Here is an 11474-nt window from a genome sequence, read left to right as displayed (position 1 = left end):
ATCGACATCTGAAAACAGCTGTTCGCGATTTTCAAAGTCGTAAAGACTGATTAAAGAATTTGACCTCATTAAGTCCTGGAAGAAAAGCTTCGCGCTATCGTCGGTTGCAATTCCCGTAGGAATAATGCAACCGACACGACCTGAGCGATTTGTTAAGTTACGGCTTGTTTCAGCGAAGAGACCATATAGGTTTATTCTGCCATGTGCAGTTAAGGGAAACCGACTCGAATATTGCATGAATCGACGCGCTGCATCGACTTCGTACCGGGCAGCTCCGTAAGAATTGAAAAGTTCGGAATCTTCTTTCTTCAATATTTCAATCATCCTTTTGCGTGCCGCCACATTACTCGCTCGTGCAATATCGGACCGAGTAGACGTGAAGAATTCCTGTTCTCTAAACTGAAGCTGGTCCCAGGGTGGGTTGCCCAGCACCACGTCGAATCCGTCTTGTTCGAATATATCAGGAAACTCTAGCGGCCAGTGGAAGAAGGCGTGCTTGTGGGCGATTTCAACGGCCTGCCCAATCAAGGTCGGGTGGGCCGAGTTAGACTCCAGGTGCCTACGAATCGTTCCAGTCGTTGGCACACGCTCCAGATTGAGAGCATCTTCTGGCTGCAAAGGCATAAAGAAGGCAGCAGTCCACAGGTCGCAAGCTACCTTCATCTTCCACCAGTCGGTCGCTCGCCCGCGCAGAGACTCATACAAGTCTTCTTTGGCCTGGACTTCATCTGGGGTGCGCTCAGCAAGCAGACCCAGGGTCTCGAAGTCCTCAGCGAGCGTGGCGGGCACTCCTTCGTGCTCGGCAGGGCCACCCAAGGAAAGCTGCTGTTCCTTCTTCTTTTCCTCCTGGTTTCGCTTGCGGTACTCTTTCGCAGCGGACTTATCGTCCCCGGTTACTGGCTTGTATGCGTCGTCAGGTATGCCCTCACTCAACACCGCGAGGTCAGCGACACCAACCAGGCTATCGCCGCACTTGATGTGGTTGTCCAGGAAGCTCAACGGCAGGCCCGCATTGTGTCCCTCAATCCACAGCGCAACCTTGCAGAGGTCGACCGCAAGCGGGTTCTTGTCAACGGCGTATATGCAGTTGCGGATAACATCGCGCAGCGCCTCGCGGTACTCGCCAGGCGACGGCTCATCCTCTCCACTGCGCACATGGGCCAGCTCGCGTGCAATACGTCGCGCGGCGGCCAGCAGGAAATGCCCGGAACCTGCGGCGGGGTCGCAAACGCGCAGACCAAGCAGCGCCTTCTCCTTATCTTCCTTATCCTTTGCTCCACTCAGACGCTCCTCCATGACCGGAACAAGCGCGCTGTTGATAAGCTCTCGCACCAGGTCGGGAGGCGTGTAATAGCTTCCAGTCTGCTTGCGCTCACCACCCACTACAAGGTCGAATGCGGGTGGGTCGAGTGACACCTGCGGATGGAAATCGAGCAGGCTCTCATACACCGAGCCAAACTCTTCGACATCAAGATTGGCGTAGTTAACCCGCCGTCGCTGTCCAGTGCCCTCTCTAAAGGTCGAGAGATGACGAATGGCCCTCAGTAGCTCCTCGTTTGTGCATGATGCGCCTTCCAACTCTCTGCAGGCCGCTTCTCCGAACAACTCACCGTTGAGCGCGGAAAGCCCCAGTTTCTTAGCAGCGTCGTCATCACGAAAAAGCCTGAACGTCTCCCGCAGCCCCACCCAGAGGTCGCTAAAGTTATTCCCAGCGAAATATCGTTCTGCGCGCTCACGGAGTTGCCAGACGCTGTAATAACGGGTGTATATCGCCCACCCTTCGGCGTCAGTTTCTTGGACTCCTCTCCTATCACGTAAGATTTTGCGTTTTGTACCGCAATAGCCAGCAGAGTGTCGCTTATAATAAAACTCTTGAGCAGTGAATCGGGTGAGGATATACTTCCGACCCCTCTTAATGTCAGTATTGAACCATTTATCGTCAGCCCGGTCTCAATATCCTGAGCCGTGAAAGAAAGTTGTAATAAGCGGCGGTTAACTACGTCTTCCGTCATTCTCCCAAGGGCGAACGACAGACTGTACATAGTAATCGGAACAGTGGTCAGCGGCTCTATGACTTCTTTTAAATACACCGGTATATCAAGCGTGAGCGTTCTTGCTTCCCTGAGATATGAAAATCCACTTTTGGTCAAACTGCTCTGCGCCGGATTCGGGAACACATCCGCATAAATGAACGGTTGATTGACCCAATACAAATCGACTGAATATTTACCGTCTATTCCTGTCGTACTCTCTGTTGACCATAGATTTTCATAGTCCCTTGTGGCTGCTTCAACGACCGCACCGCTTACATGCTCTCCGTTTGAATTTATCAGGACACCGCTCAAAGTACATATGTATCTGCCCGATTTATCGTATTCAGATTCATTAAAAGAAACCGAAGAATCTTCTAAGAGAATAAACGTTGAGCTGCACGCTGGTAAAAGCAACATGGTAACCGTGAGAGCCGAAATTAAAAATTCAATGCGCAATGATTCCTTTATCCTATTTTGCATAAATATCCTCCCTTGACAGAGCTTTATTACCGATATATATTCCGACAGCTGCGATCAGAACGCTTATAACGCCGAATATACCTGCCAATATCATCATATTAACCGATTCGTATGGGATCTCGTCAATTAATTGTTTATAAGTGTTAAGAGCTACAGCCGATAATATAGCCCCTCCTCCTATTAGATAAAACATTGTCAGTAAAAATGCAACAGTTGCTCCCCTCGATGAAGCCGCGCGGATCGGACTTTTTTCTTTCAAATCGGCAAACCAGGCGCCTGCGCCGAGAGAGATCAGGGCGATAACTATCGTGCCCACTAAGGTAAATATCATAGTCGACCGGTATAAAACGTCGCCCGGATTTAGAGACGAGGAAGTAGCGTCTAATAATGGTAATCCTATCAGAAGTAAGATAATAAATGACATTACGCTTTTGTACCTTAAGATAAACTTCATCGAATTCGGAGAAGATCTTATTATCCAGAACGCCCTCCCTTCCTGACTCATAAGTGGGAAGACGAACCGGACGGCGAGAGAGACGAGGAAAAAACCTCCGAAAATGAAGTTTGCTATATATAGCAGGGTCATTCTGAAAGGGTCAGCGATATAGAGCGTTAAACCGCTCATATTTGCCACATATATCAAAAGCAATATTCCGAATATTATAAGATGACCCCATTGACTCGGTTCTCTGATAAAAAGAAGCATATCACGTTTGAGCAAAGCATCCACTCGTTTGCTAAAAGGTAGTTTCAACTTCAGAAGGTAGGCTACCGCCAACGATCTTTTCTGTCTTTTAACAAGCCACTCACTCCCTCTTGTGTTAAGCCATGTCTGATAATATCGTCCGCCCGATACAGTATATAAGAGAAAAATAATCCCGAAGCAGGTGCCTATCATCAGCGCTATGTGAGGCAGCGCCCCTTCGATATCGCCGTCTACTATCCTGAACAGCGCCCGCGCCGCCCAGGTGCTCGGAACGAATGCGATGTTCCCGACCTCCCCCCTGGCGATTACCGGGTGATTCTCGTAATCCGGATAATATTTGATAATTTCCTGTACCTGATCCACAGGATGAACTGATTGAAAATAGGTGCCCGAGCCACCTAACGTTATCAGCAGTGCGGCCGTGATTACAAATTTTGTCGGATATATAGTTGAGATCTGGACTATGAGGAATAAAATAAACGTTCCCAGCGCTGCTGCAATAAATATAAAGGGAAGGGCAATACCGGCTATAATCAATAGAAAATCAGCGATGCTTAGTCTGAAATATATCCCGTAGGCTAACAATGCCGACCCACCGAGCAGGAACATTGGAGTAGAGCTTCTGAAAAAATTTTCCGCGAATTTGAATAAAAACAGCTTTTTTGAGTTCAGAGGGAGGGTGAAGAGATAGTCTAACTCCTCTGATCGGAAAAACGCTGAAAATGCCGTCACCGAGTTACCTATTCCGGTCATGACGAACAGCGCGAACAATCCCGTTGCCATCAGACTGTGTAAAAATGAGATAGGGAGGTGCACCCCCTCAACCAGGAATCTGAGCGTAATTTGTATTCCGTTATAGGCTCCGTAAGCGAAGGCACCGAACACGAGAAGAGTAGCGATTTCCATCAACGTCGTACCCACACTCAATCCCTTCCCGTATCGGAGGAAGCTCAGAGCTCTCACTTTCAATAAATCTTTCACGTTAACAGGCGTTTCTATTCATTCTGTGGATTTTCTCTCATCAATTTAATTCATTCTCCTCCGCAGTCAGGTTTAAGAATAAAGTTTCAAGATCGGTACCCTCTTTGTCATCGGCAAATTCGGCGAGTGAGCTGATCGGACCTTCGGCAATGAGCCTGCCTTGATGTAAGATCCCTATTCTATCGCATAATTCCTCGGCGACCGATAAGCTGTGGGTAGAGAGAAATATCGTCATTCCGGATTTTACTTTCTCTTTTAAGAACGTTTTCAGATTCCTGATGCTTTTGGGGTCGAGCCCCATCATCGGCTCATCGATTATGAATATCTTGGGATCATGGATGAACGCCATCGCAATCAGAAGTTTTTGCTTCATCCCCTGCGAGTATTCTTCCGCTCTTTTATGTTTCCATGGTGTTATTTCGAAATAATCAAAAAGTTCCTTTCTGTTTGACTCGACCTGAGCTCTGCTGAGTCCGTACATCCCGCCTACAAAATCGGTTAATTCATCCGCCGTCAGTTTATCGTACAGGTAAGGTTTATCGGGTACGTATCCGAACAGATGTTTGGCTTTCATAGGGTCGGCATGAACGTCGTAACCATCGATATGTACCGTTCCGGAAGTCGGCTTAAGTAACCCGGCGAGCATTTTAATCGTGGTAGTTTTACCGGCGCCGTTCGGCCCGATATACCCGAAAATAATTCCTTCCGGAATTTCAAGATTCAGTTCCTCGAGAGCTGTATAGTCACCGAATCGTTTGGTGACGGCATCGAACTTAATCATTGAAAGCCCGTTTAGATCAGTGTCAGGAAGATAATGGGCGTCCTTCTTAGTTCGAAGGAATTTTTTTAAGGTCTTCCCGGAACTCTTCCCTTCTCTTTTCGATAATTTCGTCGATATCGGCTTTTCTCCGTTCAATCCGTTCGGTAAGCGAGGGTAGAATTTTAGCCTTGATTATGATGATAAGTTCGCCCTCTGAATTATCAACTGAAGAAAAACCCGTAAGAAACCGCAAACCGAAAAACCACCAGGGTAAATCTTTTAAAATAGGTATTCCCTTCCGAATGGAAACCGCTTCTTCAGTGAACAATCCTGCGACCGAAGTCTGTTCGCCGTCAAGAAGCAATACCTCTGTATATGCCATCTGTTTATCGATTCTTGTACTTACCGGATCAGGAAATGCTGCGCTTTTTTCCACAGTTATCTTGAGGTGAATGAAACTTATATCCCTATCGACCACAATATTCGGCGTTACTTTCAATATTGTTCCGACTTCGAAGAATTTGTCTGTTGTATTACCGGCGAAATCCCGCTGCTTGATAGAAAAACTCTGACCAACCTGAACCATTCCTTCCACTCCGTCCAGTACGGTAATAGAAGGTTTGGAAATTATTCTCCCGATGTTTAAAGCCTCGAATGCTCTCAATATACCGAGAGTGGTAATTGTCTGGGTCCTGGATTCTGTCGTTCGATCAGCTGATATGCTCAAGAACTCCTGTGTAACACTCGCAGCTGCTACCGAACTAATGTCGAAATTGACGTCGCCCCGGGAGAAAATCGACCAGTCTATTCCCGCTTCCGCAATGCTTCCCCTGTCGCCCTGAAAGAATATTGCCGATATCTCCACCTGCCGTGTATCGATGGTCAGAACATCTTCTAATGGTAATGCAGGTCCCGAAGGTATTGCGATTCCGAACGCCGAAGGACGGATTTCGTAGTATGTAGCTCTTTCGACGTACTCAAGTCCGTTAGAAGTCAGTATCATCTCCAATGCCCTTTTCCAATGCAGAAAGGGGACTGACACGTTTATAGGACCCTTTTGATTTGTGGGATCGATAATAACTTTTCCTTCTACATCCCTGGATATCTGGCTCAAAATCTGAAACGCCTGCACAAACGTAGTAGTCGCGGGGAAGGCGACGTTTTCTCCCTCACCACCGCTCTGAAACGGCGTTCCGCTGCGTTGAGCGTCGGATGAACCAACCAGCGTCAGATTCACCGCCAAGGCTAATATAAGTATGTTCACAATGAATTTAATTCTATCCAAAACTATCCCTACCAATTTAGAATGTCCCATATCAGTCTCTCTTATAAATTTCAACTTTCGAGTTTTAAAATCACTCTGTCGAAGATCCCGCCTCTGTTCATGGCGAAAACCACTTCCCCCTTTTTTAGGTCGATCTTTTCCAAGATTCCCAGGTATACCCGGTCTCCTACCCTCATTGTGAGCATATCGCCTTGTTGATGCTGAATATAAGCCAATCCCTTCAAAATGGCTATGACTCTTGCCCTCTCCACGACCAATAGATTTTCAGTGTTAGGCGGAAGAATATTCAGAACGAACGGCCTAAACGGGTTGTATCGAGTGCTGTAAACAGCATCTTTCAGCGCGTACATATCCTCATCCTCTAAATTTTCAAGGTTCTCGCCTACCGAGAATATCCCCTTGAATTTCAGAGTAACGTCTATATCGCCTGATGCGCTCTGACTCCCTGCCGGACGGCTAAGGTTAAGCGATTCTATCTTATACAGAGGCTTGCTGTTTTCCAAGTAATGAACGAATTTATTGATGTTCCGGTAAGATCCTTGTCCTTTTAACTGGTAATTCGCAAAAAGTACATCACCTTCTTCGGAAATACCCGATAATTTGTACTCGTAATCGAATGATGCTCTCCGGCTCGCTATCGATTCTAAGTACCTGTATGTTTCGTGAACAGTTTCCTCCGGGAGCAATACTTTAGGATAGTACTTCTGCCTTCTCAGGGTCTGTTCCAAACTTTCCTTCATGTAGTCATAATCCGCTAAGATCATTTCGAGCTCATCTAATCGAGCTTCCCTTTTAATCACTGTTTCTTCGAGTTTCTCAAGGATATCTCCATAAGTCAAATGGAGCCAGCCCCACCCGGCGCCGCCTAATGTCAACAGGATTAAGGCTAACGCGATTGTATTTCTGACGGCAAATGACATAATCTTATCCCTGTTTGCTAAGAGTTTTCAATAGATACCTTGCTTTTGGAGCAAATTCACCTTCAGGGTTAGTTTCAAGCATAAGATTCAGAACTTGCAAAGCATCCGTTAATCTTCCAACTTCCGCATAGGCTTTTCCCAAAAGCAGCTGACCCGGCTCTATCTTGTTTGATTCCGGGTAAAGTTCGAATAGTCGCTCAAGAGCTATGATTGCCTGGTCCGGCATATCAAGAGCAAGCAGGCACTCCCCTACCCAGTACTGAGCATTATCGGTCAGCGAATCTTTCAACCGCACGTCCGCTATGGCAATAAATATTTCCATAGCCGCATAATATTCCGAGTTAATGTAGTGCCCGTACGCTTCGCTGTAAAGAAGAGGTAAGTTTTGTTTATCAACATAGATCATCCTGTCGAAATCGAACAGATTCGATGTATCAGCTGATAATGACGTCTCTTCCGGAAGAGTATCTTCCTGCGAGACTATCACCGTATCGTACAGCTGTTCTTCGGCAAAGAGTGAGTCCATTTCCTCGTAGTAGTCGGGAGGCGTTTCTACCGTAAAAAGTTGTCCATAGAGAGTATCAGGCAATATCGCGCCCGGAGGTAAATCCATTGCCTCATACAAGGGCATGACCATCGTATCTTCCGGAGCTACCTCTACCGCTAAAGTTTCCTCGGGAACGACGACCACAGGTTCCTCCACTATCAATACCTCTTCCACAACGGGAATTTCCGGCTCGGGTTCCGGCTCGGGTTCAAGCTCAGGTATAATAACGACCGGATCAAAGAGGGCTTCGTCATCCACAATTTTATCAAGAATCATTTGGAAGCGGTAAACAGGTTTATTACGGATTCTTGCCGGGGTTACGCTTTGGATATTAGCGCCTACAAATTCATCCGCTAATCTGTGTATCCTGTTTCTATAGAGGCTGAACCCGGAAATATTTATCGCCTCCCCCCTTGATGTTAAATCGGTCAGCCAGAGGTTATTTACTTTGAGTATTGCTTTGTTAATTTTATTTAAAGTAACCGAAAACCTAAGCGTTCCCTTTGCGAGCGAGTCTATCAGGGCCATGTTTTCATCCGCTAACGTCATCCTTTTGGCAAGGTTGTCCACTAACGGTTCTGCCCATTCAAGATCGATTATTGAAGTATTCAGATGATTGATACGCTGTGTCCGTTCTAATTTCAATGCGGATTTTTTCTGATATTGCCAGTTGATGTAGAATGGTGTCGTAAATATCAGTAAAAGAACTATCATTCCGTGCCATTCGATTTTTAATGTCCGCTGCCGGGTTACAACATAATCCGGGAGCATATTGACGGGAAGAATGCGCTCATTTTTAGGCAGCAGTGCGGTTAATGCCATCCCGAGCGGAACGGCGTATTCCGGTAAATCTTCCACTAATTCATCGGGCAATTCTATTTTGTCCGTTTTGATGGTCAGATATTCGACGTCGACTTCGCCGAATTTTTCGTTTAAGAATTCTCTTGCGTTAACGTCCCTGGCCTCGCCTGTGAGGATGATCTTTTGGAAATCGGGCATGTTACCCATATCCTGTTCGTAGAGGATTTTGCTGTAGATAGTATTCATCACCTCAGGTGTTTCGGTACCTCCCTGTACGGGAGGCGGGATGTGAACTATGTCTCCCCCTTTCGATATGATAATCCTTGTAGTTGTCTCCTCCATGTCTATAATAGCTATATAATCATCTTCTCCGGGTTCTTCGTTTAACCTGATTATATTCTGAAGCGATATTTCATCGGGAACCGCCAGGCTATATTTTGGTCTCGCATCAAGGTGTGGGGTAATTCCATCTATTGCTGTGAGAAGGGGGATATTCCCTTCATAGGAAAATGAGATCGCACCTTCCTTATCATCCATTATGTATGCTATATGATCATTCGGAATGTCTTTAGCGAGCCTTTCTCGTACTACCGATCGTATTTCTGTTTTCTGAACCTTTGGTTTTAATTCTTTGTAGTTCTCCCTCAGGTGAAATACCGAGAGAAGCGAAGCGGGTATGTTGATCGCATAATTGAATTTTTTTGCGTCTACTCTCTGAACCAGAGAGAGTAAGACATCTTCATTTGTAAGCTCGCCCTGATCCTCTGTTTCGTCAATATCTTCCATAGCTTCAACTTCGCCGGTGTCTTCTCCCTCTTCAAAGAGCGTTTCATCGGAAATCTCTACAGCTTCATCAGCTATTCCAAACACCTCTTCAGCTGCTTCAATTCCCGGTTCACCTTCGGGGAGATCCTCAAATTCCTCCACCTCTTGCTTCAATGAGGTGACCATCATAGCATGATCGAACCCCTCAACCCTAATTTTACCTCCTGAAACTGAAGCAAAGACGGTCTTCAACTCTCGTTTGACGTCCAGGTAAATACTGAATACTTTTTTAGGGGCGGGCATAATCAGGCGTTAGGCGAAAACTGAACTATCTCCTTGAAACGTTTTTTTAAATTCGCGTTATTGAGAGCTTCCTCGTAAGATATTTTTTTCGATTCGTAAAGCCTCTTCAGATCCTGCTCCATGGTTATCATACCCAACTTCTGACCCTGTTGCAGCATCTGGTAGATTTCATCCAGGTTATTGTTTTTTATAGCCGCCCTGATGGAGGGAGTCACGAGAAGTACCTCTTTTGCCATTACTCTTTTATTATCAAGTGTTTTTACAAGTTTTTGCGAAATAACTACCGTCAAAACGTCAGCCAGTCTTTCCCGTATTCGCCCTTGTACCTCTGAAGGCACTTCGCCGATTATCCTGTCGATGCTTTCAACCGCGGAAGATGTATGAAGGGTGGAAAATACTTTATGACCACTATCGGTGATCTCAAGTCCCGTGATAATTGTCTCGGGGTCACGCATCTCTCCTATCACTATAATGTCCGGGTCCTGCCTCAGCGCTTGAATTGCGCCTTCCTTGAACGAGAGAACGTCCGCGCCTACCTCTCTGTGCCGTATGATGCATCTAACGGATTCATGAATATGTTCTATCGGGCTTCCTAATATCACCATGTGCGCATCTACGCTGCGATTGTTTGCATCAATGATCGAATCAAGAGTCGAACTTTTGCCCGATCCCGTAATTCCGGTTATTAGGACAAGTCCTTGTTTGACGTATTTGAGACTTAAAGCTTTGGCGACTTCCGGGTGAAAATCGAATCCTGAAAACGGTCGTATCGTTGACCCGATTAAACGCATATTTAAGCCGATATGTCCGATATCAAAGTACATATCTCCCCTTAACCGTATATGGTCGTCTCCGCTGCCGATTGAATAAGAGAAGTCCATATTTCTGTCTTTCATCAGCATTGTACGCTGCTGTTCCATGATGATATTCAAAAGAAGGAAATTCATCTCCAGCTCTGTGTACTCGCCCGCCTCGGGATCCGGATTCTTTGAACCCTGCACCCGGTACCAGATCTTTCCTCTGCAACCGAGCGAGCCCATATCAACATCGGAGGCGTCCATATCCACCATCCTGAGAACAATAGAATCTATAAGCTTTCTCAGAGTCAACTTTTTATCATCATCCAGATCATTTACGACTCCACCTATATATATCTGCATCTCAAGCCCATAAAGAGTACCGGGCATCTGCTCGATTAAAGGTTTTAAGATCGCTTTTGCATTTTCAATTTGAGCTGTATCCATACTCCTTCCCTTTACTCAGACCCCGAAAATGTTTGGAATTATTCTCATTCTACTTTAGCTTTATTAAATTAAGGTAACGCCGTTAAAAACCCACCTAAATATAATATATATTAATATCGGTCAATTACAAATAGTATATTGTTGTAAATCACAAGCTTTTAACGACTTACACTACCTGCTGATCACTTAGATATATCTTACTTTCACCAGCTCCAAACACGTTGACCGTTAGATGCAATTATTATCGCCGAATCTTTTACCCTGATACTGAATAAACAACACTGCCGCTTACATTAAATCTTGACATAAAAGGGATTTAGCCATATAATAACCGCAACAGTCGCAAAAGATTAATTAGGGTAATTATACGGATTCTCGCCTTAAACATTGTTCAAAACATCCGGACAGCATGTTAACAGAGTATAGCACGGATTTTTCACTTATATCGTACGAAACCAACCCGGAGGTATTTGCGTGGGACAGCAACAGCTTTTCTTATTAGTATCGGTCGGCAGCTACGCCATGTCTTCGGTAACAGGATCGCAATTCACTCTTACCGGGACCGGCGGCACTGAGGGAGTGACCGTCGCTGCAACAATTACCGGCAATGGAATTTCGGGTACGCCGGTCATAACCCTGCCCTGATACT

9 protein-coding genes are annotated in these 11474 nt (G+C 45.8%); 1 reads left to right on the top strand and 8 read right to left on the bottom strand.

Translation table 11 applies throughout. The features are described 5' to 3' along the window. The 8 genes from IID12_07570 to tadA all read right to left on the bottom strand — a co-directional run. A partial coding sequence (locus tag IID12_07570) for an N-6 DNA methylase (protein MCH8288948.1) occupies positions 1 to 1578 on the bottom strand: 1578 nt, incomplete at its 3' end. Further along, complete coding sequence (locus tag IID12_07565; GenBank protein ID MCH8288947.1) at positions 1542 to 2513, bottom strand: hypothetical protein; 972 nt, start codon at positions 2511 to 2513, stop codon at positions 1542 to 1544. The genes IID12_07565 and IID12_07570, both read right to left, overlap by 37 nt. Next, on the bottom strand, positions 2503 to 4182 hold the full coding sequence (locus tag IID12_07560; protein ID MCH8288946.1) for a hypothetical protein: 1680 nt from the start codon (positions 4180 to 4182) through the stop codon (positions 2503 to 2505). Before IID12_07560 ends, IID12_07565 begins: the two co-directional genes overlap by 11 nt. Before the next feature lie 58 nt (positions 4183 to 4240). Continuing rightward, positions 4241 to 4981, bottom strand: a complete 741-nt coding sequence (locus tag IID12_07555) for an ABC transporter ATP-binding protein (GenBank protein ID MCH8288945.1) — start codon at positions 4979 to 4981, stop codon at positions 4241 to 4243. Between the two features lie 46 nt (positions 4982 to 5027). After that, on the bottom strand, positions 5028 to 6275 hold the full coding sequence (locus tag IID12_07550) for a hypothetical protein (GenBank protein ID MCH8288944.1): 1248 nt from the start codon (positions 6273 to 6275) through the stop codon (positions 5028 to 5030). A 20-nt stretch (positions 6276 to 6295) separates the two neighbouring features. Beyond that, the gene (locus IID12_07545; GenBank protein ID MCH8288943.1) at positions 6296 to 7165 is read right to left on the bottom strand and encodes a hypothetical protein; all 870 of its coding nucleotides are present in this window, start codon (positions 7163 to 7165) and stop codon (positions 6296 to 6298) included. Positions 7166 to 7169: 4 nt separating this feature from the next. After that, entirely contained in the window at positions 7170 to 9581 is a 2412-nt protein-coding gene (locus tag IID12_07540; GenBank protein ID MCH8288942.1) for a tetratricopeptide repeat protein, read from the bottom strand. A gap of 2 nt (positions 9582 to 9583) precedes the next feature. Beyond that, positions 9584 to 10825 carry a Flp pilus assembly complex ATPase component TadA gene (gene tadA, locus IID12_07535; GenBank protein ID MCH8288941.1) on the bottom strand — a complete coding sequence of 414 codons (1242 nt, stop codon included), beginning with the start codon at positions 10823 to 10825 and terminating at the stop codon, positions 9584 to 9586. 474 nt (positions 10826 to 11299) lie between these two features. On the opposite strand from tadA, the gene IID12_07530 reads away from it, so the two are divergent. Beyond that, positions 11300 to 11470 (top strand): hypothetical protein, encoded by a 171-nt coding sequence (locus IID12_07530; protein ID MCH8288940.1) that lies wholly within the window; start codon positions 11300 to 11302, stop codon positions 11468 to 11470. The last annotated feature ends 4 nt before the right edge of the window (positions 11471 to 11474 follow it).

Source organism: Candidatus Neomarinimicrobiota bacterium (assembly GCA_022567655.1).
Taxonomy (GTDB): Bacteria; Fidelibacterota; SORT01; order SORT01; family SORT01; genus JADFGO01.
The sequence above is the reverse complement of the archived record's forward strand: the minus strand, read 5'-3'. Positions and strand labels throughout refer to the sequence as shown.